This window comes from Siphonobacter sp. SORGH_AS_0500 (assembly GCF_031453245.1).
Classification (GTDB): domain Bacteria; phylum Bacteroidota; class Bacteroidia; order Cytophagales; family Spirosomataceae; genus Siphonobacter.
This window is the reverse complement of the sequence record NZ_JAVIYT010000001.1, coordinates 2,364,733-2,389,661: the sequence shown is the minus strand read 5'-3', so window position 1 is coordinate 2,389,661 and position 24,929 is coordinate 2,364,733. Positions and strand designations below refer to the sequence as shown.

17 protein-coding genes, 1 tRNA gene and 1 pseudogene are annotated in these 24,929 nt (G+C 44.8%); 9 read left to right on the top strand and 10 right to left on the bottom strand.

All coding sequences use genetic code 11. The annotated features are described in order from the left end of the window. Positions 1 to 17 precede the first annotated feature (17 nt). The 9 genes and pseudogenes from QE357_RS10085 to QE357_RS10045 all read left to right on the top strand — a co-directional run bounded on the left by QE357_RS10085 (position 18) and on the right by QE357_RS10045 (position 13,643). Positions 18 to 2,004, top strand: a pseudogene (locus QE357_RS10085) (NAD-dependent epimerase/dehydratase family protein). Positions 2,005 to 2,094: 90 nt separating this feature from the next. Then, on the top strand, positions 2,095 to 2,991 hold the full coding sequence (locus QE357_RS10080; RefSeq protein ID WP_106634899.1) for a transketolase family protein: 897 nt from the start codon (positions 2,095 to 2,097) through the stop codon (positions 2,989 to 2,991). Between the two features lie 79 nt (positions 2,992 to 3,070). Continuing rightward, the gene (locus tag QE357_RS10075; protein ID WP_106634900.1) at positions 3,071 to 4,714 is read left to right on the top strand and encodes a hypothetical protein; all 1,644 of its coding nucleotides are present in this window, start codon (positions 3,071 to 3,073) and stop codon (positions 4,712 to 4,714) included. 268 nt (positions 4,715 to 4,982) lie between these two features. Continuing rightward, positions 4,983 to 5,729, top strand: coding sequence for a glycosyltransferase family 2 protein (locus tag QE357_RS10070; protein ID WP_106634901.1), 747 nt, complete (start codon positions 4,983 to 4,985; stop codon positions 5,727 to 5,729). Positions 5,730 to 5,768: 39 nt separating this feature from the next. After that, complete coding sequence (locus tag QE357_RS10065) at positions 5,769 to 7,160, top strand: NAD(P)/FAD-dependent oxidoreductase (RefSeq protein WP_106634902.1); 1,392 nt, start codon at positions 5,769 to 5,771, stop codon at positions 7,158 to 7,160. Between the two features lie 153 nt (positions 7,161 to 7,313). Next, positions 7,314 to 10,031: a hypothetical protein gene (locus QE357_RS10060; RefSeq protein WP_106634903.1), complete on the top strand. Its 2,718-nt coding sequence runs from the start codon at positions 7,314 to 7,316 to the stop codon at positions 10,029 to 10,031. Between the two features lie 71 nt (positions 10,032 to 10,102). Further along, positions 10,103 to 11,533 (top strand): MBOAT family protein, encoded by a 1,431-nt coding sequence (locus QE357_RS10055; protein ID WP_106634904.1) that lies wholly within the window; start codon positions 10,103 to 10,105, stop codon positions 11,531 to 11,533. Next, positions 11,533 to 12,603 (top strand): hypothetical protein, encoded by a 1,071-nt coding sequence (locus QE357_RS10050; RefSeq protein WP_106634905.1) that lies wholly within the window; start codon positions 11,533 to 11,535, stop codon positions 12,601 to 12,603. The genes QE357_RS10055 and QE357_RS10050 overlap by 1 nt, the downstream gene beginning before the upstream one ends. After that, entirely contained in the window at positions 12,603 to 13,643 is a 1,041-nt protein-coding gene (locus tag QE357_RS10045; RefSeq protein ID WP_106634906.1) for a hypothetical protein, read from the top strand. The genes QE357_RS10050 and QE357_RS10045 overlap by 1 nt, the downstream gene beginning before the upstream one ends. A 57-nt stretch (positions 13,644 to 13,700) precedes the next feature. On the opposite strand, the gene QE357_RS10040 is transcribed toward QE357_RS10045, so the two are convergent. From QE357_RS10040 to QE357_RS09995, 10 genes are all read right to left on the bottom strand, one after another. Continuing rightward, the gene (locus QE357_RS10040; RefSeq protein ID WP_106634907.1) at positions 13,701 to 14,591 is read right to left on the bottom strand and encodes an SMP-30/gluconolactonase/LRE family protein; all 891 of its coding nucleotides are present in this window, start codon (positions 14,589 to 14,591) and stop codon (positions 13,701 to 13,703) included. A 197-nt stretch (positions 14,592 to 14,788) separates the two neighbouring features. Next, positions 14,789 to 15,994: an anhydro-N-acetylmuramic acid kinase gene (locus QE357_RS10035; protein ID WP_309707143.1), complete on the bottom strand. Its 1,206-nt coding sequence runs from the start codon at positions 15,992 to 15,994 to the stop codon at positions 14,789 to 14,791. A 101-nt stretch (positions 15,995 to 16,095) separates the two neighbouring features. Next, complete coding sequence (locus QE357_RS10030) at positions 16,096 to 16,641, bottom strand: PhnA domain-containing protein (RefSeq protein WP_309707140.1); 546 nt, start codon at positions 16,639 to 16,641, stop codon at positions 16,096 to 16,098. An 83-nt stretch (positions 16,642 to 16,724) separates the two neighbouring features. Next, positions 16,725 to 16,812, bottom strand: a tRNA-Ser gene (locus QE357_RS10025). Positions 16,813 to 16,861: 49 nt separating this feature from the next. After that, positions 16,862 to 17,929 (bottom strand): asparaginase, encoded by a 1,068-nt coding sequence (locus QE357_RS10020; protein WP_309707138.1) that lies wholly within the window; start codon positions 17,927 to 17,929, stop codon positions 16,862 to 16,864. A gap of 29 nt (positions 17,930 to 17,958) precedes the next feature. After that, positions 17,959 to 18,726, bottom strand: a complete 768-nt coding sequence (locus tag QE357_RS10015; RefSeq protein WP_309707136.1) for a TatD family hydrolase — start codon at positions 18,724 to 18,726, stop codon at positions 17,959 to 17,961. 72 nt (positions 18,727 to 18,798) lie between these two features. Continuing rightward, complete coding sequence (locus QE357_RS10010) at positions 18,799 to 19,530, bottom strand: vancomycin high temperature exclusion protein (protein ID WP_409050236.1); 732 nt, start codon at positions 19,528 to 19,530, stop codon at positions 18,799 to 18,801. Between the two features lie 54 nt (positions 19,531 to 19,584). Next, positions 19,585 to 22,194 (bottom strand): DNA gyrase/topoisomerase IV subunit A, encoded by a 2,610-nt coding sequence (locus QE357_RS10005; RefSeq protein WP_106634909.1) that lies wholly within the window; start codon positions 22,192 to 22,194, stop codon positions 19,585 to 19,587. A 245-nt stretch (positions 22,195 to 22,439) separates the two neighbouring features. Continuing rightward, entirely contained in the window at positions 22,440 to 23,081 is a 642-nt protein-coding gene (locus QE357_RS10000) for a CoA pyrophosphatase (RefSeq protein ID WP_106634910.1), read from the bottom strand. A gap of 174 nt (positions 23,082 to 23,255) precedes the next feature. Next, positions 23,256 to 24,824 (bottom strand): FAD-dependent protein, encoded by a 1,569-nt coding sequence (locus QE357_RS09995; protein ID WP_309707134.1) that lies wholly within the window; start codon positions 24,822 to 24,824, stop codon positions 23,256 to 23,258. Between the last annotated feature and the right edge of the window lie 105 nt (positions 24,825 to 24,929).

The window sequence follows — 24,929 nt, the reverse complement described above, 5'->3', positions numbered from 1 at the left end:
GTAAACTGCCCCATCGAATGACCGAATCATTACGTGACGATATATTGCAGCTGCGTGGACCCATTTTTGTATTTGGTGCCAGTGGGTTTATTGGAGCTGCATTGTTTGAAAAACTCTTTGCCATCCGCAAAGATGTATATACCCTTACTCATGATGCCCGCAAGGCCTGGCGTTTGAAGTTACTGGACGTTCCAGCCGAAAATGTCATCCACTGCGACATCGTTTCTCCGACCTCCGTTAAAGGTGTTTTTGACGAGTTAAAGCCCAAAACGGTCTTTAATCTCGCAGCGTATGGGGCTTACTCCAAGCAACAGAACATTACGCTGACCTATGAAACGAACGTAATCGGAACGGTTAACATTTTGGAAAACTGTACTTCCGAAACGGTATACATCCACGCCGGAAGTAGCTCGGAATATGGCTTTAACTGCACAGCCCCCTCCGAAATGGATCCCGTAGAGCCGAATAGCCACTATGCGGTTTCAAAAGTTTCTTCGGCCTATCTCGTTCAGTTTTATCATCAGGTTCAGCAGAAAAAGGCGGTTAACCTTCGTTTGTATTCCATTTATGGAGATTGGGAAGAACCCGACCGCCTCATTCCAAGACTGATCGAAAACGTTCGGAAAGGACAACTTCCTCCGCTGGTCTCGCCTGAAATTTCCCGGGATTTTGTGTATGTAGACGACTGCATTTCTGCCTTCGTGAAAGCCGCTCTGGCGGACTACAGCGTGATCGGAGGAAAGTCCTATAATATTGCTTCTGGCGTTAAAACCACCATTGCTGATCTGGTCAGAACCGTTCAGCAACAATTTGGAATTAAGCAGGAAGCCGTCTACGGAACCATGCAAAACCGGAAGTGGGACCTAGCCGAATGGTACGGTGATCCGACTGCCGCCCGTCAGGACTTGAACTGGGGGACCAAATTTTCATTGGCCGAAGGGCTGCAACGCACCTACGACTGGCAGCAGAAGCATCAGTACGAAGAGCGGATTGTTCCGGCCTTCGAAAATCCATACTTAAACCCGGTTATCTCGGCTATTATTGCCTGTTACAAAGACGCTCAGGCCATGCCTTACATGTACGAGCGACTCGTAAAGACGTTCAATGCCATGAAGGTTCGTTACGAAATCATCTTTGTAAATGACCGCTCCCCCGATGATACCGAAGCCGTTCTGGAACAGCTCTGTGCCAAAGATCCGAACGTCATTGGGATCACCCACTCCCGCAACTTTGGAAGTCAATCGGCCTTTCTCAGTGGGATGGAAATTTCTACGGGCGATGCCGTGGTATTAATGGATGGGGACTTACAGGATCCCCCAGAAATCATTCCTGACTTTTACGAAAAATGGCAGGAAGGGTTTGAAGTGGTCTATGGCACGCGAGTACAGCGGGAAATGAAGCCGCACATGCACATTTTCTACAAAGGCTTCTATCGTATTTTCCAGAACCTGAGTTACATCCCCATTCCCCGCGACGCCGGTGATTTCTCCATGATTGACCGGAAAGTGGTGAAAGAACTGGTAGCCCTACCCGAAACCGAACAATTCCTTCGGGGCTTACGAGCCTGGGTCGGCTTTAAGCAAACGGGAGTACCCTACGTTCGTCCCGAGCGGATGTTTGGTGTTTCTACTAACAACTGGCGAAAAAACATTGCCTGGGCCCCGCAAAGCAATTTTCTCATTTAGCTTTGTTCCTTTGGAGTTGATGAGTTACGCTGGCTTCATCCTGACTGGTCTGTCCGTTCTTGGTATTTTCTACCAGATTCTGGCCAAATACGTCATCGACCCAGATACGCCGCAGGGCATAACGACAGTTATTATTCTGATTACTTTGTTTGGCGGATTGACCCTGCTGGGCCTTTCCTTCCTCGGCGAATACATCAGCAAGATTTTCGAAGAGACGAAGAAACGTCCCAAGTTTATCCGCACCATGGTTAGAAAAGGCGGCAAAAAATACCAGACCTCCGAAGAGATCAAAACGCTGGTTACTCAGCAGAAAAAATAAGGACAGTTTACTGTTGTCTGTTTACTGTTGTCAGTTATGGGATACTTTAAAACTGACAACAGTAAACAGACAACTGACAACTAAACCATCATGAGAAAAGAATTTAGTGAAGCCATTGAGAAGTTAGCTTTGGAGGATGAAAAGCTTATTTTCATCACGGGCGACTTGGGGTATAGTGCCCTGGAAAATGTTCAGAAAGCCATGGGTCCCCGGTTTATTAACGCAGGGGTGGCTGAGCAGAACATGGTCGGCATGGCCGCAGGAATGGCTTCACGAGGCTATAAAGTGATTTGTTATTCCATCGCTCCCTTCGTAGTGTATCGCTGTTTGGAGCAATTCCGTAACGACGTTTGCCTGCACAATCTGCCCGTTTTTCTGGTGGGTAATGGAGGTGGTTATGGCTACGGAATTATGGGAAGTTCACACCATGCCATCGAAGATTTAGCTGCTCTGAGTCCCCTGCAAAACGTAACCTGCTACGTTCCTGCTTTTGCTGACGAAGTTGGTGATTGTGTAAGAACCATGGTACAGACTGGACGTCCGGCTTACCTACGTTTAGGCTATGGAAAAAATACACCTTCGCTGGAGCAGACTTCAGGGTCTTTCAAAGTGCTGAAGAGTTACCCCGATGCAGAAGCCAGTGTGATTTCACTAGGCCCAGTTACGCAGAATGTCCTGACAGCTTTAGACGGTGATGACCGTAAGATTAACCTATTGACAGCCCTAACGCTACCGCTTCAGGTAACGGATGAAATCGTCCGGCTACTGACTGATGCAGGGCATGTCATTGTTACTGAAGAACACGTCAGCATTGGTGGTCTGGCTCAGCAACTTTCGGTGCAATTGCTCGAAAGAGGAGTTTCCTTAAAGTCATTCAAAAGCCTGCGAGCCGAAGGGTATCCCGACGGATTATACGGCGATCAATCCTATCATCAGCAGCAATCCCATCTTGATTCAGCATCCATACTGGAAGCATTACCTGTCTAATGTTTTGAGTTTTGGGTTTAGCGTTATTATTGTTGTTTCTACAGTGATAACGCTAAACCCAAAACTCTAATTTCTCCCCATGTCCAACAATCGATCTATCTCTTTACTGGTCTTTGGTATGGGCTTAGTACCTATACTTCTGTACTTTTACTTGCTTGATTCACTGGCCATTAATATTCCTAAGTGGGATGATCACGGCTTGCGGGCCTTTATCATGCGATTTCAGGAAGCTCAGTCACTTCCCCAGTATATTGACGCGTTCTGGAGACAGCATAATGAACACCGCATTGTTTACGACCGAATCGTTTCCCTTCTGGACTATGTTCTTACGGGTCACCTGAATTTTGTGCACTTGATGTGGGTAGGTAATCTGTCTCTGCTCCTCATTGTACTGGTCTGGTATAAAGTATTGAAGCAATCCGTAGGCTTACTTTATGTATTACCCATTCCTTTTCTGATTTTCAATCTCTCCCAGTGGGAGAATATGTATTGGGGCATGGCCGCCCTGCAAAACTTTGGCGTCATTGCCTGGGTCATTTGCTGTCTATACGCCCTAGCCTATCAGCTACCTTTAGGGATCTGCATTTCATTGGCTATTTTAACCAGTATCACCAGCACTAATGGGTTATTAATCTGGCCCCTTGGTGTCATTGTGTTGTGGCTTCAATCGCCTAAAAAGAAAGTGTTTATCTGGCTGGGGGTTGGCGTTCTGGTCTGGGTTCTTTACTTCCTTCATTACGAAAAGACGGAACAACCCACCCACCCCGTTCCGAATAAAATCGTTGCCTACGTCCGGGCTGTTTTATTGATTCTGGGGTCCATCGCCGAACCGCTCTATCCCCGAAAATCAACCTTACTGGTTTTGGGGACTGGCTTGATACTGTTTGTTCTTTCTGGTGGCATTCTCCTGCGATTAGCTTTAAAAGTTTTTCAAAAACAATCCTTAACTAAAGTCGAGTATTTCCTAGGGTCTGCTTTAGCTTTTGTTCTGGGTACTACTGCCATTGTCGCATTCGGTCGGTTGGGTTTTGATGAAAATACCTTTACTACCAGTCGGTATAAAGTCTATACGATAGTCATAAGCCTGCTGGTTTATACCTGGCTCATCCTGCAAACCAATGGCTTTGTTCGAAAAACGATTGGATTAGTAACGTTACTGTTCAGCCTCCTCATTGCCTGGACTAGCTATTCCTATTTTTATGACGATAGCTTACGGCTCAGAAACCAATTGATGAGTGATCAGTTTAACTATTCGTATCCGGCTGAACCTGTCAAAAGTAAACCTATTAATGAAGCAGCGGCTGCCTGGTACAATGCCTCGCTGAACACGTTACTCCAACCCGACACGAATCAGCTTACGGCCTACCCCGGCCTGAAAATTACCCAGACGAAGCAGGTTAGTGTTCTGGAAATGGAGAAAGCTGGCGAAGCAGCGAAAGATTTTACCCGTTCCTATTACCTGCTCCACAAACCTGGTAAATCTTACCTGGTTCCGTTCATGTTTACAGCTATAGATCGTCCCGGAGTGGCCCCTGCTAGCCGGAACTATATTCATCCGTATTCATCGACAACGATTGACCATAATCCGAACCAATATTTACCCGGTGATTATTCGCTTTTAGTGGTTACCCATGACCATGGGAAGTCTACTCTCTATAAAACGGGACAAACGATCCATATCCCGGATCAGGATCAGACACCAGCTTTAAAACAGAACTGGTAGTAGATTATCAAAATATTATATTTAATCAAACGATACAATCTTATATGAGTTAGCAAAACAAAAGGTCCAGCTGTAGGTTATCCAATTACGGCGATTACGCAACTGGTAAGTAAGTATTTGTCTAGTGATTATCTTAAGGTAAAAGACAAACGCTTAGTCCCAGAGTCTAATAGCTCGTATTCGGAAACCTGTTTCATCAAAATAATGCACTACCTTTGCTGAATCAACCTTGCTTGTTGTCTTTTCAGTAAGAACCAATAGTTATTTCATGTCTGTCCTGCTATCTATTGTAATGCCTGCCTATAACGAGGAGGAAATCATTGAAACCGTCGTTAAAAATTGGTCAGCATTTCTTGAAAAATATTTCCAGCCCCTCGGTGAAACCCGTCTTATCGTTGTAAATGATGGTTCCAAAGACTCAACCGGAGCCAAACTTGACCAGATAGCACCCAAGTATCCTCTTTTAATGGTGGTTCATCAGAAGAATGGTGGCCACGGAAACGCCGTTGTTCACGCGTATCGCAAAGCAGTAGAAATTGATTCAGAATGGGTATTCCAAACCGATTCCGATGATCAGTTCGTGGCTGAAGATGTCCTCAAGCTTTGGGAAAAACGGAATGAATCCGAGTTTATCATGGGTTTCCGTCAGGTCCGCCATGATGCTACCTTCCGCCTTTTTGTTACCCGCGTTCTCAAGTACTCTTTGTTTGCAGTATATGGAACGTTCATCAATGACAGTAATATTCCTTTCCGTCTGATTAAGGGTAGTTTACTGAAACGATTATTAGCTCAGCTCCCAACGCCACTACCTTTTGCTCCCAACATTTTCCTCGCCATTATGGCTCGGAAAGCTGGTAATAAAACATTTGATATCCCCATTACTCACAAAGAACGGGCCACTGGCGAGGTATCCATTCAGAAAATGAAGCTGCTTAAAGTTTGCTGGCAAAGCTTCAAGGAATTATTCCAGTTCCGTCAGGAATTGAATTCCAAAGTCAGAGCGATCAAGGCTTAGTAACACCTCATTTCTGAAATTGCACTTACATTAATCCTTATGAATTATAAATACGTCATTATTGGTTCTGGTCCGACGGGTCTTGGGGCAGCTTATCGTCTGAAAGAACTGGGTATCACTGATTTTATCGTCCTTGAAAAAGAAGATCACATTGGTGGATTAGCAACCAGTTTCGTCGATGAACAAGGTTTTACCTGGGACGTTGGTGGGCACGTACAATTTTCGCATTACAAGTATTTTGACGAGTTAATGCTGAAAGCTCTGGGAGCAGACGGCTGGCTTACGCACCAACGCGAAAGCTGGGTATGGATCGAAAACCGTTTCGTTCCCTATCCTTTCCAGAATAACATCAAGTACCTTTCTCAGGAAACGATGTGGAAATGTCTGGATGGTCTGATTGATCTTTATAAGAAACCTTTTCAGGGCAAACCCGCAAACTTCCGGGAATGGATTCTGGCCACGCAGGGCAAAGGGTTAGGTGAAGTTTTCATGTTCCCTTACAACTTCAAAGTCTGGGCATACCCTACCGAAGACATGAACGCTGTCTGGGTAGGCGAACGCGTTTCGGTCGTTGATCTTCATCGCATTACTAAGAATATTTTATTCAACAACGACGATTATTCCTGGGGGCCCAATGCTACTTTCCAATTCCCCAAACATGGCGGTACGGGCGGTATCTGGGAAGCCGTAGGTGATCTGGTAGGTCGGGAGAATATTATCCTGAACGCCAACGTCGAAAGTGTTGATGCCGCTAGCAAGCAAATTACGCTGGCCGATGGGCGTACCATTGGTTACGAAACGCTGCTGAACACGATGCCACTGGACTTGTTTACCCAAAAAGTAAAAGGTCTGGATTCGGCTATTACTGAAAAAGCTCAGGGACTGAAACATTCTTCCACGAACGTAATTGGGATCGGTCTGAAAGGAAAGCCGAAAGCTGAACTCGCTACCAAGTGCTGGATGTATTTCCCTGAATCTAATAGCCCTTACTACCGAATCACGGTCTTCTCGAATTATTCGCCAAACAACGTTCCCAACATTGAGGAGCAATGGTCATTGATGGTGGAAGTAAGTGAATCTCCGAAAAAACCCGTCGATCAGGAAACCCTGATGGCGGAAGTGATCAGAGCCCTCAAGGAAGATCAACTGATTGAATCGGAAGAGGATATCATCTCGCAATTCCACATTCGCTTTGAATATGGCTACCCAACGCCAAGCGTAGAACGCGATGGCATTCTGAAAACGGTACTTCCTGCCCTCGAACCCCTGGATATATATTCCCGTGGTCGTTTCGGAGCCTGGAAATACGAAGTTTCTAACCAAGATCACTCCCTGATGCAGGGCGTAGAATGGGCCAACCGGGTAGCCATGAATGTACCTGAACTTTCGCTCTTCTTCCCAGATACGGCTAATGCCATGTGGGGAAAATAACGTAGCTAAAAAATAAGTAAGTACCATAAAATTGCCAGTTGGGAACCCAACTGGCAATTTTATATCAGATGTTCCGTATTTTCGGTAACTGAATGGTACGCAAGTGTTGCGTCTTAAAACAACCCATTTATCGGATAAAAAATTTATTACCGGGTGAAGCGTCTTTACTGGTTTCTGGGAATTGTGTGTTTGGCTGGCCTGGCCTGCTGGGCCTACTATCGCTGGAGTACCAACGAACGTTCGGTGTGGGCTTATATTCCCGAAAATTACCTCTTAGCCGTTGAGAGTACTGAATTACAAAATCCGCCGGAACCGCTGCGTTCTTACCAGATCAAATTAACCGATTTACCCATTCTGGAAGAAGCCCAGGATGCTCTTCAATTGCTACGTCAGGCTGTTCCTGATACCTCTTTACTACACTCATTTCTGCACAATAAAACCATAACCTATTCGCTCCACGCCGAGACGAATAGCGTGGTTAACTACCTGATTTATGTCCCTTACCAGCCGGGAGATCAATCTTTTCTTTCGTATCTCAATGGATTAAATTCGAATGAAGTCAGAGGCCTGAAACATCAAACCGCGAAGCAGAGCATTACGGACGTCACCATCTCTAAAAGCCGGAAACGATTTTCTTTCATGCAGTATGATAACTATCTCATACTGAGTCCCTCCTCCTTATTGGTTGAGAACGTGGCGATGAAAATCAGTAAATTACTTGATGTACCGGATAATGCTCCCCCTACTCCTGACGAATACGCCACGGCTAAGACTAAATTCTGGCTTAACTGGGCGAATCTGAGCGTTCTTGCCGGACGCATGATGAGTCAGCAATCCGCAGCGGGATCATTACTGGCCTTACTTCCCGTAAATACTGCTTATAAAACTACGGTTAATAAAGTTCGGAAAGGCCTGCTGGTTGAGACGACCACCGCAACCAAGGATGCTCACGCCTATTGGCAAACCTTTGATTCCCAGCAAGCCGCTGCCCTGATTAGTCAACGCTTTATTCCTAATTCTACCGCCGCTTTTTACCAGTTTAGCCTCTCTGACCCCATTGGCTGGGCGAATCGTTTTCTGCGTTATCAGAAAAAACACGAGCCCTCGAAAGCGAATTTAAAGTCTGAGTGGCAAGACAAGTACATCATCAGTCCGGATTCGGTTTATTACCACATCAATCGGGAGCTGATTCTCTGCCGAATGGAAAGCGATGAATTGAACGAAGGAGGCAATATCTTGCTGATGAAACTGAATAATGCCCGGGCCTTCCAGAATTGGATGCACTACGAATCAGGCAGTATTCGGCAGGAAGAAAAAGCAAAGAAATTTGAGGAAATCATCTCGGGCTATACCATACGTCAGATTTTGTTACCGGAGTTACCTTCCCTCTGGTTTGGATCTATTTTTCAGGGTTTTCCTAAAACGTATTACACGGTCATTGATGGCTATGCCGTCGTAGCGAGCAACATGCAGGCCATGCGGAATTACATTACTGATTATAAACGCGGTAATGTGTGGATGAACTCCGCCCAGGGACAGGAAGTGCTTCGCATTTTACAGCCTCGTCCTTTCAGTTTGGTTTTCAACGCTGGAAAATCTTGGTTTTCGATCCTGAAAAACCTCAGAAGTGAATGGAAAGGACCCATTACCAATCTTGAAGAACCCATCAAACGTTTGAATTTCCTGACCTGGCAGGTGACGGTTTTGCCCGGTAAAGTGGATCATCAGTTTGTCTGGACGAAGGGCCGGGTTACCGCCGATCCTAGTTTGCTAAGAAAAGTTTTCCTGCAAAAGTTAATTCCTAATCCGCTCGGCAGACCGCTTCAGCGAGAACCGTATGTCTACCGAAACGCAGTCACCGGAACGACAGATTTAATTCTTACCACTAAAGATAATTACCTGATTCCGGTGACCGTTGGAGCCACGCCTACGGTCAAGTTTCGCCTGTCGGGGCCACTGGTAGCTCCGGTTCAGCTTATGGATTATTTCGGTAAAGGGCGGGATCAACTGGTATTATTTACCGAAACCCACTTGTACATCCTGAATCCTACCTCCAAGGGCTATCAGCTTTACGCATCCAAGCCATTTAGTAAATTGCTTGATTATGAATTAACTCTTTTTGATCAAACGCCCGAACGCAAAAAGCAGTTTTCTGCTCTCGATGCAGACGGACATTTATATACGATTACAAAAGCGACCTTGTCTCTTATGCCTTCGGGTTTGCGTTCCGACATTCGCCATGCCAACCTTCCCATCAGCATGGCCTACACCCAGGGCGATTCGTATGCCGTGTTGCTGCAACCCAACGGAAGCGTTGCCTTGTCGAATGCGAAAGGACTCAGTCTGCCTAATTTTCCCGTGCAACTAAACCAGCCGTTCGATGGCCCCGCCTTCGTGGAAACCACTGATCGCGATGCTGATTTTGCCCTTCAACTGGTTAGTGCCAATGGTGAAATTTTGAAGATGTCTCAGGAAGGAAAGGTGGTTAATCGCCGTCAGTTGATCAAACCTTCGAAAGAAACGCGATTCCGAATGCTGGTAGAAGAGTCGGCTAAGGATTGGCTCATTATTCAGCAAACAAATCAGAATGTTACCTTGTTTGATAAACAGGCAAACTCCCTTTTTAATATTTTCCCGATTACCTCAGAAAGTCAGCTTCGATATTATGACTTCGGAGCCGAAACGAAAATCATCGCAGTCACCGATTCTCGTGGAACTATGCTTTATAATTTACAGGGCGAAGCTTTGATTCAGGCTCCCATTCCAAGCCTTTACAAGGTTACCATTGAATTTGCTGAATCCTATCAGAAACTCTTTATTTACGCTACCAGTGATAAAGGCGTTCAAATCCTAACCTCGAAGATTCGTTAATACCTTTGGAATCACTTTCTGCTGGTTTAGACCGATATTGATAATTTTGAGCCCCATTTACCAAAAGTCGAATGATTTTTAATTCTCTTCAATTTCTTCTTTTCTTCGGAATTGTTACGTTAAGTTATTTCAGTCTGAAGTGGAATGGACGCTGGATTCTGCTTCTTCTGGCGAGTTGTTACTTTTACATGGTGTTTGTACCCGAGTACATCATCATTCTTTTTGCTACGATTATCATCGATTATCTCGCCGGAATCTGGATTGAAAATCAAAAAAATCCAGTCAAGCGAAAATGGTTACTTACCCTTAGTCTGGTTGCCAACGTCGGTATTCTGGCTTTCTTTAAGTATTTCAACTTCATTTCTGAGAATATTGAGCATGTCGTACACCTATTGGGTTCTGACACGCATGTTCCGCGACTAGGTACCGACATTCTTCCCGGTATCTTATTACCCATTGGCCTTTCTTTTCACACTTTCCAGGCCATGAGTTATACCATCGAGGTCTACCGGGGTAATCAGAAAGCTGAACGCCATTTTGGGATTTATGCCCTCTATGTAATGTTTTATCCGCAATTGGTAGCGGGGCCCATCGAACGTCCTCAAAACGTGCTCTGGCAGTACCACGAATACTTCCGCTACGATTGGGAAAACGTAAAAGAAGGCCTCATCCGCATGGCCTGGGGCTTATTCAAAAAAGTGGTAATTGCCGATCGGCTTGCCATGGTCGTAGACCCTGCTTTTGGTCATATCACCGACCATAACGGAACCAGTTTGTTAGTAGCTGCCTGTTTCTATTCCTTCCAGATTTACTGTGATTTTTCGGGTTACTCGGATGTAGCCATTGGAGCTTCCAAAGTAATGGGCTTTACGCTCATGGAAAACTTCAAGTCCCCCTACGAAGCGGCTTCCATTGCTGAGTTTTGGCGGCGTTGGCACATTTCGCTGTCCACCTGGTTCCGCGATTACATTTACATTCCTTTAGGCGGTAGCCGGGTTTCCCCCGTTCGTCAGTATATCAATCGCTTCATCGTGTTTCTGGTCAGTGGAATCTGGCACGGAGCAAGCTGGAATTTTGTAATCTGGGGCGTTCTACACGGCTTTTATCAAACCATGGGCCAGCTTCGGGATCGTTTTATGGATCGCCAGGGCATTACCGTCCCTAGTGCATCATGGTATCGGGGGTTACAAATAGTTCTTACCTTTGGATTAATTACGCTAACCTGGGTTTTCTTCCGGGCTATTACCCTCCGCGATGCGTTGCTCTACTTCAAAGGAATCGCGTCTATATCCGTTCATGACAAACTCCAAACGCCGCTCAATGCAAACGAAATGATTTTCTGTTTGCTTCTGATTGGATTCTTGCTTTGGAAAGAAAACCGTTACTTCCAGATTCCTACCAGAAGTAACGTGAAGTTCTGGGCCATTTTCAGTGCCCTTGTCGTTAGTTGTTATTTATTTGGAGTCTTTACTGCCAACCAATTTATCTACTTCCAGTTTTAATGAATACGATAATCAAATTAGGCATTTTAGGGGCTTTGGTCATTTTTGCTATTTTCATTTATTCGCCTAAATGGCAACGTAAATTATCAGAAAAAGGATTTATTCCGAATCAATATCGATTCGGTGATTTATACAATACCAGTAATTTAACTCGAGTTAAAGAAGAAAACTTTTACGAAAATGATCAGGTTCCACTGAATGAAAAACCCACCAAAATCAAAAACACTACGGTTGCTATTCTAGGCGATAGTTTTACCGGAATGGGAATTGATACTTCTTTATTGGCGGGGGAAAAAAACTATCGTCGTTGGCTCAATGACGACTCCTATTTGACCGTAAAGCTAGATACCAGTCACTACAACGTACTTTTATTTGAAATTGTCCAGCGGAGTATCATCGAACGATTAAATCCAGAAACGGAGTATATCTACATAGATCGGGGAATTAAAACGACAGAACCAGAAATTAAAAATGTCAGCCCGGCAAACGATCACTCCTTTTCTTTTAATAGCTTAGGATTAGATTTTTTATCAGCGGAGTCCGTTAATCAGCGAATTGAGTTCCTGGTTTTCAACCAGAATTGGGCTTTAAAATGGAAAGAATTCAAAGCTGAATTACACGCTACTTTATTTGATCGTGTGGTAGGGAAAGCGGTATTGACAGAAGATAAAAAGAATATGTATTATGACTTCGAAACAGATACTACCAATTTATTTTCAACCTATTACCCTGTTAGAGACACTCAAATTGATTCAGTAGTGCTTACGCTGAATAGTATTCGTAACCATTATTTAAAAATGGGCTTTGATGAAGTCGTATTAACAATTATCCCCAACAAAAGCCTAATCTTTGAACCTAACCGCCTGCCTTACAATCGAATTATTGAACGAATTCAGCAACACGAGGATCTTCAAATGCCTTACATTGATATGCACCGTTTGTTAAAAGGCAAACCAGAATTGTATCATAAGGGCGACGGGCACTGGAATAATAAAGGAAAATTAATCTGGTTGAATCAAGTTAATAACTGGATACGTGTCCATGCTCCTGCTCCGAAAAATCAAGTATAATGCGTCAATTAGCTCGATTAATACTCATCTTTATTTTAGTCGCAATATTCCTGATCGGATTATCTAAATCCTTTTATCATACGCTTGGATTAGCAGGTTATTTACCGGATGATTACAAATACGGCGACTTATATCGTTTTACTAATCTTGTTCAGTTCAAACAAGCTCATGTAACTTGTCCAAAGCTATATCCCACCGGTGCTCCCAAAGCATCGATTGCACTGTATGCCATTGGGGACAGTTTTATGGAACCTGGTTCGGTTGATAGTTCAGATTTCATTGCTCAGCGTTATTCTTATACTCACTGGAATGATCAGAAAACCGTACGGCTAGATACTTCCTTACACAATGTGTTATTGATTGAATCCGTCGAGCGGCATTTTCGCGAACATTTAGCTACTTTAATTACCAACCTTTCCATTGTACAATCTTCGGTACCCAACACCCATGCCTCGGTGCCTACCAATGATTTGGTTGCTTTCTTAGAAGGCACGCATGATTCCCGGCTTAAGGTGCCTGAAGAACGTTACGACAACGTATTATTTAACTGGCCTGTCTTTCTTCGGTTAAAAGAATTTAAAGCCTGGTTGAATCTCCACCTCTTCGATCGGACGCATGCCATGACTTCACTATCTCCTGATCGTAAGCATGTTTTTTTAAATTTAGATACGGATTCTACTTTAATTAACTCCAATTTTAATTCAGTCTCAGAAGAAGAAATTACGAAGCTGATTACTCATTTAAATGAGAGTTATGACAACTATCATTCGTTAGGATTTGATGAAATATACCTTAGTATTATTCCTAATAAAACGACAGTAACTGCTCCCGAAATGGGGCCTTATAATCACTTAATTGAACGCATTCAGTCGGATACGCGTCTTAAAGTGAAAATAATTGATGCGTATTCTCTGGTAAAACCTTTAGGTGCGGAAGGTTACCAAAAGGGAGATAGTCACTGGACTTGCCAAAGCCGTGATCTATGGTTAAGAGCCATTAATGAACAGTTGGCCAAGAGCAGGATTCCATCCATACCATAAGTCTGTTCAAAAAAAGACACGCCTAGACGTGTCTTTTTGGGTTAGTTAAAAACCTTATTAATTTCCTTTATTAATCATTTGTAAAGTATATACGAATTCGGAAGCTGTAATAAAGAGCATTTTTCGATCTTTCCCTCCAAAACAAACATTACCTACCCATCCGGCTGGTACAGGAATATGCTGAATTTTCTCGCCTTTAGCGTTATAAATGAAAACGCCTTTTCCGGTAATGTATAAATTCCCTTCCGCGTCCAGCGTCATTCCATCGGAACCCTGATTGACAAAAAGCTGACGATTACTTAGACTTCCGTCTTTATTAATCTGGTATTTATACGTTTTATTAGCCTGAATATCGGCCACAAATAAATAGTTGCCATCAGCTGACCCAATAATCCCATTCGGTTTTACTAACTGATCGTCAACTACCGTCGGCTGTTTTTTTCCTTTGGGCAAATAATATACTTTCTGCTCTTCAATTTCAGGTTTCTGACGTTGCCAGTAATTACGTTGATAGTAAGGATCGGTGAAGTATATCCCCCCTTTTGCATCGATCCATAAATCGTTAGGGCCATTCAGTTTTTTACCCGCAACATCGCTCATCAATACTGTTACTTTTTTGTCGGGTGAAATGGACCATAACTCATTTTTCTCATCCGCACAGGAAATCAGGTTACCTTTTTTGTCAAAATAAAGTCCATTCGATCGGCCCGTTTTATCCATCCATAAGGTCAGCTTTCCATCGGTGTCATACTTCCAGATTTTATCGTTTGGCTGATCGGTAAAATAGATAGTACCGTTTTTATCAGCCGCGGGGCCTTCCGTAAAAATGAATTGACTGGAGATTTTTTGTAGGCTCGCCCCCGGAGCAATCAAGTTTTTTTCCTGAGCAAAAACTGAAGTGGATAAGGCAATTCCTAGCAGAAGGTTTAGAGAAGTTTTAAGTCGCATCGGTCTGAATGATTAATAATGCTGCAAATGAAAGAGATTATAGCTGTTTTAGTTAAGATTTCAGGTAACAAATCCAAAACGGCACCGATTCTGATCCTTGCCGCTAAATTATCCTACTCATATAATTGCATTGTGTTGAATCGCAATCGATCAATCAACGACCGCAGCGGCGGCCACTAACAATATTAACTACTTAATTAATGCGGAAAGGATATTTTTCCCATTGACACACTAGGCACTCCCTGTCTATGCCCAAAATTAGTTTTACCACCCGCCAGGGCTTCATTAGCAAGCGTAGCAAACAGAACAGCTTCCTTGGCATCCCCAAAAATCCCTAATTCGTCGGTCTTTCTAAGGCTAAACTTGGGTAATAACTCCTGAATATGAGCCAGTAACAAAGGATTATGCACCCCGCCCCCACTTGCATAAATTACCCATTGGGTAGAACTTTCGTGCCAGGCTAGCGATTGTTTCACTGCTTCAGCGATGGTTTCAGCCGAAAAGCGAGTCAGAGTCGCCAGCACGTCTTCGGGAGACAGCTCTTCCGTCTGGCTTCGCTGTTGTGCTCTTTGCAAGTAATCTAGGTTAAATAACTCAGGACCCGTCGTTTTTGGGAATGTTTTCTGAAAGAAAGGATCGTTTTTAAGTTCTGCTATTAATGCTTCATTAATCACGCCACGCTGGGCTATTTCAGCATTTTCGTCATAAGGCAAGTCAAAATACTTGCGGGTTACTGCATCAATTAACGTATTACCCGTGCCTGTATCCGTCGCAAAAACTTCATCTGCATTCAGGTTGGCCGGTAAGTAAGTGAAATTGGCGATGCCGCCCATGTTGAGAAGAATGCGATTTTCTCCGGGTTTTGAGAAAATCAGGTAATCGCCATACACGGCTAGCGGAGCTCCTTCACCACCCGCAGCACAGTGCTTCTGTCGAAAATCGGACAGGGTAATGATGCCCGTTGTTACAGCCATGTGATCGCCGTCACCAATCTGAAGGGTTGCGTTGGGAAATTTCGCTATGCCATGTAAGATTTTAGGGGCGTGAAAGACCGTCTGGCCGTGGCTGGCAATGCAATCAATGTCTGCGGAATTTACATTCCATTCCTTCAAACAATCTAGCACGATGCTTCCGTGAAGGTTACCAATCCAGGGATTTAATAAAGCAAGTTGCTGAAAATCAATCTCACGGCGAGCAAATACTTTTCGAATTTCGTCTTTAATCGACTCGTCGAAAGGGACCGTTTTAAAGTTTAACACCCTTATCTGCGTTTCTCCCCCTTGCCCCTCGAACTCGCAAAGCACTACATCCAGCCCATCCATCGAAGTCCCTGACATCAACCCAATGATCCGGCGGTTTTGCTTATTAGCGATCTGGTATAATTTCTCAATATTTGAATTCATAGTTTATTGCTATTTATGCAGGCAAATAAAGAATCTACCAATTGACCTACATTATAAATAAACAAATGAAAAGGACTACTCAGGTGAGTAGTCCTTCTTTATTAGCCATTCTGTTTTTTCAGGTATTTTGTCAGAATAACAATCAATTGTCCATCGATTTTCCCTTCAATCTGCTCTGGATTATCTTCAACCAGTCGAATATTTTTTACTACGGTTCCAATACGGGCATTAATCGAACTTCCTTTCACATCCAGCGTTTTGGTTAACACCACAGAATCGCCGTGATTCAATACATTTCCTAAGCTATCTTTATGCTCCAGAGCCGCGATTGGTTCGTCCTCTTCTCCGAGAGCCTTTGCCCAATCCAGCAACTCTTCATCCAGGTAAAGCATATCCAGCAAATCCGCTGCCCAGGTCTCCGTCTTTAACCGATTCAGCATTCGCCACGCTATTACTTGCACGGCGGGTTCTTCGCTCCACATGGCGTCCGACAGGAAATGCCAGTAATCGGGTTTCAATTCCGTTTTACGCTCAATCTGATCCAAACAAGTTTGGCAGAGTATTACTTTGTTCGGAAAAGAACGGACGGGTTGCACTTCATACACAGAAAGTTGCTCCGAAGAACCGCATAATGCACAAATTGACATGGGGATACCTTTTAAATGAATGGATTAATAAGACAACTGAAAACCAAAAAAAGCCTGATTATCGGCTGATAATCAGGCTTTAGCAGAGGGGAAGGGATTCGAACCCTCGATACCCTTTAGAGGTATACACACTTTCCAGGCGTGCTCCTTCAACCACTCGGACACCCCTCTGTGTTTTGGGTCCGCAAGATACAACTTTGAAATGCCCAAAAGCAAGCGTTTAGCTTAATTCTCCTCGCAAAGATTCAGATAATTCTTTTCTAATGCGTTCGATGTCGTCGCCGTATTGTCCTAATAAAAACATCAATTTCGTAACGGCGGCTTCCGACGTCAAGTCTGCCCCACTCACTAAGCCCATGTCGTTCAGATACTTACTGGTCTGATAGCGTCCCTGCATTACTTTCCCCCCCATGCATTGCGAGACGTTCAACAGGATTACGCCGCGTTCAGTTGCTTTTTGTAAAGCTTCCAGAAACCAGGGAGCTGTGGGAGCATTCCCGGCACCGTACGTTTCCAGCACCACTCCTTTCAGGTTTTCAATCGACAGAATACTATGTAAAACAGACGCAGAGATTCCGGGAAAAATTTTCAGAATAACCACATTTGAATCCAGTTTCTGGTGCACCCGAAACGGTTGGTCTGGCTGGTAAGGCCGGATGTAGGGCCGATTGTAATCAATGGTAACCCCGGCTTCGGCCAGCAAGGGATAATTCTCCGACTGAAACGCATTAAACTGGCTACTTTCCTGTTTACGTGCCCGATTTCCGCGTAGCAACAGCGAGTGAAAATAAATGGCAACTTCCGGTACCATCGGCTGGTTATATTCGTCACGAGCGGCGGCTATTTCGAGAGCGGTAATAAAATTCTCGACAGCATCCGTCCGGGCGGCTCCGATGGGCAACTGAGCTCCGGTCAGGATCACGGGTTTATTCAGATTCTCAAAAAGGAAGCTCAGAGCCGAAGCCGTATAGGCCATAGTATCGGTGCCGTGAACAATGACAAAACTATCGTACTGATCGTAACGCTCGGCAATAATATGGCTCAGGTGCAACCAATGCTCCGGCTGCATGTTGGACGAATCCAGTAATTCATCCAATACCAAGACAGAAATCGAAAAACGGAGGCGGGCTAATTCTGGAATGCGATCCAGAATTTGCTCGAAATTGAAGGGAACAAGCGTTTCCAGACGACGATCATAGACCATGCCAAACGTTCCGCCGGTATAGATGACCAAAACTGAAACCGGGGAATGGGCCGAAGCCGCCGTATCAACAGTAATAAGTTTCAATGAAGTATGCTTTAGGGTATTGGTTAATCTTACTGAAGCAACTGTAAGGCATTTTCAGTAGTGATTTTAGTAACAGTTTCCAGCGAAACCTCTTTTAAATCCGCAATTTTCTGAGCAATCAGAGGTAAGTAACTGGATTCATTTCGCTTTCCCCTGTATGGTACGGGAGCCAGATAGGGGGCATCCGTTTCCAACACCAGATGTTTTAATTCTACTTCGGGAATGACCTTATCAAGCCCCCCGTTTTTAAAGGTAACTACCCCACCAATGCCTAACAAAAAGTTAAGCTCAATCGCTTTTTTGGCCTCTTCAACTCCACCCGAAAAACAGTGAAAAATCCCTCTCAAATTCGGGTCGTTGTGTTTTTCGATTAGTTCTACCGTCTCCCAAAAGGCATTCCGGCAATGAATGGCAATGGGAAGTTTGTAGGCCTGAGCCCATTGCAACTGCGTTAAAAAAGCAGCTTTTTGTTGCTCCGCAAAGGTAACATCCCAGTAAAAATCAAGACCAATTTCTCCGATGGCTACAAATGCTGACGGGTCTTTATCAAGCCACTCTTTCATGATGGCCAGCTCTTGCTCTACATTCTCCTTCACATACGTGGGATGCAGACCTATCATAGGGCGGCATTTTCCGGGATAATTTTTAGCCAGCTCCATCATGCCCGGAATCGTTTCCGAATCGCAGTTGGGTAACCAGAATTGGTCTACGCCTTTGTCGATCGCCCGCTGAATCATAGCTTCGCGATCGGTATCGTATTGCTCATCGTACAGGTGAGCGTGAGTTTCTATAATCATAAGCCCTGAATAATCCTGCAAAACTAAGAAAACCCAGACGGATCGTCCGGGTTTTCTGAAAAGTAAGTTCCATTAGATGGAATCGTCCACAGCCCGCTTCCGGCGTTCGTTTTCGATGGGAATGTTTCGTCGCGTAAAGGTAGGGTTCAGGAAAAAAACATCCATCACCGCTTTCGGACGAGCCAGGTATTCCCGAACCAGGGTTTTAATCGAATATCCATTGGGTACATCCTGAGCCGCAAAAGCCACCGCCTCAACATTTAGTTGATTAGCCAGAAATAAAGCTCTGGCGTTATGAAAAGGTTGCGAAATGACGGTTACCTGCTTATGCTTGAAAACTTCCCGGCAGCGAACAATACTGTCGTACGTCCGGCGACCCGCAAAGTCATGCTGGATCACATTAGCCGGAACACCTAAAGCCACGAGAGCATCTTCCATGTCTCGGGGTTCATTGTAGTATTCGGAATCATTATTGCCACTCAGAATCAGCACTTTCACTTTTCCTTCATGGTATAATAAAGCCGCTGCTTCCATGCGGTACTTGAAAAACAGATTCTGACGACCGCTGGCACTGTATTTACTTGTTCCCAGCACTAGCCCGACATCATTAGCCGGAAGTTGCTTCAGAAAATAATAATTCTGGTTACTCGTACTTAGCACTACCCAAACATTACAAAGCAGAATGATTATGAACACAGCAAACCCTACCTTGGCTGTCCACTTGATAATTTTTACCAAGAGGCTAGTCCGGTGACTCACCTGGCGTGTAGCACTAAAAAGTAGGGTTTTTTCGGTCATATCCATCCATTCTGTGATTACGACCCTAGCGGTTCGTTACCTAAATCTCGCAAGACTTCTTTATCCAAACAAATCGAGCTGGTTGAGCGAGGCAGGATCTTCCTGATTTTCAATCTCCTTTTCCTCCAAATTTTCTGCAACGCTCTTTACGGGCTTCGTCTCTTGCTCTACTGGCTTTTCCACGATTTTAGGAGCTAAGGCTTTCACTTCCACCACTTTATTAGAGGTCAGTTTATTACCCAGAGCTTTCCACCCTCGCACTTCCACCAGTTCATCCACGGCCAACTCTTCTTTCGTGATTGGGCCTTTGTCGGTTTCTTTTGTACTCAATTCGATCCGAGGGAAATCAGCCACACTTGCGACCAGCAGTTTAGAGCCTTTCGCTTCACCGATGAAGTAGAATTTCTTATCGACAGTCGTTGTTTCGATGTGGAAACGTTTGACAAAGTAATTCTTTTGTCCTCCGTCGAAGTGAATCGCTGAAATAACGGTTTCTGGAGTAAATTTCGAAATACTCAAAATCTGATCCTGCTCGTAACGGTTGGTTAACTCGAAACTGGTTAACTCATAGTTACCATCTTTATAAATAACCAGAATTGAATCTTTTGCTTCGAAGTTACCCAGGTATTGTCCCCGATTATCACGGTTCAGGCGACTGATCGTAGGATCATACCAGATGTCCACCCCTCCCAAGGTAGAAACACCCGTCCGCTTCAGCTCTACTTTCCGAATCGGATACTTGGTTACCTGATTACCCAAGGCTTCGCGGTTTTTGATGGATAATTTCGCGAAATCCCATTCAAATTGCTTTACCTTGGCCGTGGATGAAGCCGTTAGTTTTACTTCAACGGTTTCTGCTTCCCCGTTATCATTTACCGTAAACCACAATACTTTCGATTTTGGATTACCTGCCGTCAGGTCATATTCCCGGTCGCGGGTAACAGCCGTTACGCAGAAGCGTTTCGCATAACTGACCCCCGATTTTGAATCGCTGTACATCAGATTATACACCCGGCGATCGTCTCCTTTTCGGAACACGCCGCAATACATAATGTCCTTCCCAACGAAGACTTTGTCCTGAATTTTGGTAACGAGACACTTGCCGTCCCGACGGAAGACGATAATGTCGTCAATATCCGAGCAGTCGCATACGTATTCGTCTTTCTTGAGGCCGAAACCGATAAACCCATCTTCGCGGTTTACGTATAACTTGGCATTCGTTGCCGCAACCACCGCCACCGAGACCGTGTTAAAGCTCTTGATTTCCGTTTTACGTTCGCGGCCTTTACCAAATTTCTTTAGTAAGTTTTTGAAGTAATCAATCGCGAAACGCGTCATATGAGCCAGGTGCTCCATGACTTCGGCCAGTTCTTTTTCCAGCCGTTTCATGGCTTCATCGGCCTTGAAAGCATCGTATTTAGAAATCCGTTTAATCCGAATTTCGAGCAGTCGCAGAATATCTTCTTCCGTTATTTCACGGTAGAAATCCTTCTTATAGGGGTCCAGTCCTTTGTCAACGGTCTGAACGACGGCTTCGAACGTTTCGCATTCTTCAATCTGACGGTAGATCCGGTTTTCGATGAAGATTTTTTCAAGCGAAGAAAACAGAATTTTTTCCTGTAATTCCAGCCGACGAATCTCCAGCTCCCGACGTAATAATTCCTTCGTTTGCTCGGTATTAATCCGCAGGATGTCGCTTACATTCGAGAAAATGGGTTTATCAGCCGTGATGACGCAGGCATTCGGCGAGATACTTACTTCGCATTCGGTAAAGGCATACAGAGCATCAATAGTAATGTCTGGAGAAACGCCAGGGGCCAGATGAACGTGAATTTCTACGTTCTTTGAAGTCAGGTCTTCAACCTTCCGAATCTTGATTTTTCCTTCGTCATTAGCCTTTATAATCGAATCCTTCACGGAAGTTGTCGTCGCTCCGTAGGGAATTTCGGTAATGACCAATGTTTTCTTATCCAGCTCTTTGATTTTGGCCCGCACCCGAACTTTACCTCCCCGCTGACCGTCGTTGTAGTTCGTGGTATCGACCATTCCTCCGGTCGGGAAATCGGGTAATAAGGAAATGGGGTTACCCTTCAGAATATCAATCGAAGCTTCGCAGAGTTCAATGAAATTATGAGGGAGAATTTTAGTGGACAGACCTACCGCAATCCCTTCTACGCCCTGAGCCAGCAACAAAGGAAACTTAACGGGCAGAGTAACGGGTTCTCGTTTACGACCATCGTAACTCAATTGCCATTCGGTCGTGTCATCATTAAATACGACCTCTCTACCAAAGGCAGACAGACGAACTTCGATGTAACGGGCAGCGGCGGCACTGTCGCCGGTATTAATGTCGCCCCAGTTTCCCTGGCAGTCAAACAAAAGACCTTTCTGGCCAACATTAACAATGGCATCATAGATGGAAGCATCGCCGTGGGGGTGATACTGCATAGCAGCCCCTACGACATTCGCAACCTTGTTAAAACGACCGTCATCTAACTCATTTAAGGCGTGCAGAATTCGGCGTTGCACGGGTTTTAGTCCGTCTTCAATAGCGGGCACGGCCCGCTCCAGAATCACATAAGAGGCATATTCCAGAAACCACTGCTGATACATACCGTCAACGGCAATCTGATCGTGCAGGGATTCTTCCTGTTCGAATGGTTCGGACATGGGTAAAAAGGGGTTCAAACGAAAAGGGAAGACCAGTTTCGTTAGTAAAACACGGGTACTAAAGCTTGAAAATGAGTGATTATTTCCTGTTTCAACAAAGATTTCATCTTCACTTCCTTCATCAATTCATACTTATGGATTGACTAACTTACTTAACTGAGTAAAGATAATGAATTTTATTGATCAATACCAGCCAATAAATGCATTCAATCTGGATTTTTGCGTAAAAAAACCAACCACCCTTATTACTTGGCTTCGTTTAATACGACTAACAGTTCGGCAATCATCATGGCCGTTGCTCCCCATACTTTCTGATCCTGTAAGAGGTAATAAGGAGCATCAAATATCAGGCCTTTAGACTCCCGTTTTTCAGTGCCTAACACTCCTTCGTTCATCATTTCTTCCAGCTCAATTTCCAGAATCATATCGACTTCCACTGGATCAGGATAGAAATCAGGACGGTAGGAAAGCGTTCCAATAACGGGTAATACCCAAAAATTACTGGGTGGAATATATAATTTTGTCAGTGAACCCAGGATCTTCACGTCGCTGGCTTTGATTCCTATTTCTTCCTGGGCTTCCCGTAAGGCGGTATGAATCAGACTTTTATCTGTCCGCTCCATCCGACCACCCGGAAAAGCCATTTGCCCACCGTGCACGCCTTCATACTTCGGACGCAAAATCAGCGGCAGGTATAAATTACCCAAATATTCGTAAAACAGAATCAGAACCGCACTTTGACGCGTGCGTTCATTAGGCTGCATTTTAATACGAGCTTTGCCCCCGGCTGCCATTTTCTGATGAGCCAGCTCTCCCGGCAACGGCTCTTGTAGACGTTGACTTAGTGAAGCAGAGAATTCAGAAAAGGTTGCGGTTGCTAAATTCATATTGGTAGAAATTACGGGGTATTGCCTGCAAGTTAAGGCTTCCTGAGCGGAAATAGGTTATCCATTCGGGAAGTCTTTCCCGTAAGATTAACTTAAGTCACTGAAAATGTATTCATTCTCAAGTAGCATTTTTTTATCGGAAATAGCGATTTTCAAGCCCATTTATGAGTTTATCTAACGATAATTCGCCGCTAAAGCCTCCGCACAGCGTTCGCCATCTACGGCAGCCGAAACAATTCCTCCGGCGTAACCGGCTCCTTCACCACATGGATATAACCGCTTAATTTGTACGTGCTCATAGGTCTCTTTGTCCCGAGGGATTCTGACGGGAGAAGACGTCCGGCTTTCGATACCGATCAACTGGCCTTCGTTCGACGTATACCCTTTCATGCGTTTACCAAATTCCTGTAAGCCCAGTTTTAAAGGCTCGGCAATAGTTTCAGGTAAGATGTTCGATAAATCCAGTGAAACTAATCCGGGCTGATAGGAGGTCTCATTGAGTTCAGATGAAACTTTTCCCTGAATAAAATCCTGCACACGCTGCGTCGGAGCTTTTTGGGTTTGAGCCGCCGCCTGACAGGCTTTCTGCTCGATTTCCTGCTGGTAATGTAAGCCCGCTAAAGCACCGTATTTAGAATATTTCTTCCAGTCGGGTTCATTCACCGCCACAACCATGCCAGAATTGGCAAAGTACGAGTCGCGACGGGAAGGCGACATGCCATTTACGACTAACTCGCCCGGAGCCGTAGCCGCTGGAACGATAAAGCCACCGGGACACATGCAGAAAGAAAACACGCCGCGATCCACTCCTTTGTACTTCGTCTGAGCCACCAGACTGTACGCCGCTGCAGGCAATAACCCACGCTCGGGCCGATGGTACTGGAGCTGGTCGATTAAAGCCTGTGGATGTTCAATACGAACACCCATGGCAAAAGCTTTAGCTTCCATGAAAACGTTACGCTTCTGGCATAAATCAAAAATATCCCGAGCCGAGTGACCCGTCGCCAAAATCACGCCAAGTCCGGTATGTTCCTGCCCATCTGCCGTAACTACCCCTCGCATGTGCCCCTGTTCGATGATAAAGTCGGTTACCTTGGCATCGAATTTCACTTCTCCACCCGAAGCCAGAATCTGTTCCCGCAGGGCCGCAACTACGTAGGGCAATTTGTTCGTCCCGATGTGCGGATGGGCGTCGATAAGAATATCCTCCACCGCTCCATGATTCACCAGAATTTCCAGAATCCGCCGAATGTCACCCCGCTTTTTAGACCGGGTGTATAATTTACCATCGGAGTAAGTCCCCGCTCCACCTTCACCAAAACAATAGTTTGAGTCAGGATTAACGATGTGTTCTTTATTAATAGCGGCCAGATCGCGACGACGAGCCCGCACGTCTTTTCCACGTTCCAGCACGATGGGTTTAATACCCAATTCAATCAGTCGAAGAGCCGCAAATAAACCGGCTGGCCCCGCTCCAACGATCACTGCTGCAGGAGCGGCACTCACATTTCCGTATTGAAACTGATACTGACGCTGGGGTTGGGGAATTTCATTGATAAAGACCTCCGCTTCGATATTAACCTTTACCTGCCGCCCCCGGGCATCAACCGATTGACGGGTTTTGCGGACCTGCCAGTCGGCGGAGTCCAGTGGTAAAGCTAATTCTTCGGAAATGTGCTGACGAAAGCGGTCAGCATCCAGAGCTATCTCGGGCTCGAGAACGTACGTTACTGTTTTTTTCATGGGTTTGTAAGGTAGTTAACCTTAAAAGTTTTCAGTTTACTGTTTGCAGTTTTCAATTATATTAACTGCCCCTCTACTCTGTGCAAATCTGAGCAATACTTAGTG

Coding starts and splice junctions, on each gene's coding strand:
- QE357_RS10080 (WP_106634899.1), top strand. CDS start 2,095: ATGAGAAAAGAATTTAGTGAAGCCATTGAGAAGTTAGCTTTGGAGGAT.
- QE357_RS10075 (WP_106634900.1), top strand. CDS start 3,071: ATGTCCAACAATCGATCTATCTCTTTACTGGTCTTTGGTATGGGCTTA.
- QE357_RS10070 (WP_106634901.1), top strand. CDS start 4,983: ATGTCTGTCCTGCTATCTATTGTAATGCCTGCCTATAACGAGGAGGAA.
- QE357_RS10065 (WP_106634902.1), top strand. CDS start 5,769: ATGAATTATAAATACGTCATTATTGGTTCTGGTCCGACGGGTCTTGGG.
- QE357_RS10055 (WP_106634904.1), top strand. CDS start 10,103: ATGATTTTTAATTCTCTTCAATTTCTTCTTTTCTTCGGAATTGTTACG.
- QE357_RS10050 (WP_106634905.1), top strand. CDS start 11,533: ATGAATACGATAATCAAATTAGGCATTTTAGGGGCTTTGGTCATTTTT.
- QE357_RS10045 (WP_106634906.1), top strand. CDS start 12,603: ATGCGTCAATTAGCTCGATTAATACTCATCTTTATTTTAGTCGCAATA.
- QE357_RS10040 (WP_106634907.1), bottom strand. CDS start 14,591: ATGCGACTTAAAACTTCTCTAAACCTTCTGCTAGGAATTGCCTTATCC.
- QE357_RS10035 (WP_309707143.1), bottom strand. CDS start 15,994: ATGAATTCAAATATTGAGAAATTATACCAGATCGCTAATAAGCAAAAC.
- QE357_RS10030 (WP_309707140.1), bottom strand. CDS start 16,641: ATGTCAATTTGTGCATTATGCGGTTCTTCGGAGCAACTTTCTGTGTAT.
- QE357_RS10015 (WP_309707136.1), bottom strand. CDS start 18,726: ATGATTATAGAAACTCACGCTCACCTGTACGATGAGCAATACGATACC.
- QE357_RS10010 (WP_409050236.1), bottom strand. CDS start 19,530: ATGGATATGACCGAAAAAACCCTACTTTTTAGTGCTACACGCCAGGTG.
- QE357_RS10005 (WP_106634909.1), bottom strand. CDS start 22,194: ATGTCCGAACCATTCGAACAGGAAGAATCCCTGCACGATCAGATTGCC.
- QE357_RS10000 (WP_106634910.1), bottom strand. CDS start 23,081: ATGAATTTAGCAACCGCAACCTTTTCTGAATTCTCTGCTTCACTAAGT.
- QE357_RS09995 (WP_309707134.1), bottom strand. CDS start 24,824: ATGAAAAAAACAGTAACGTACGTTCTCGAGCCCGAGATAGCTCTGGAT.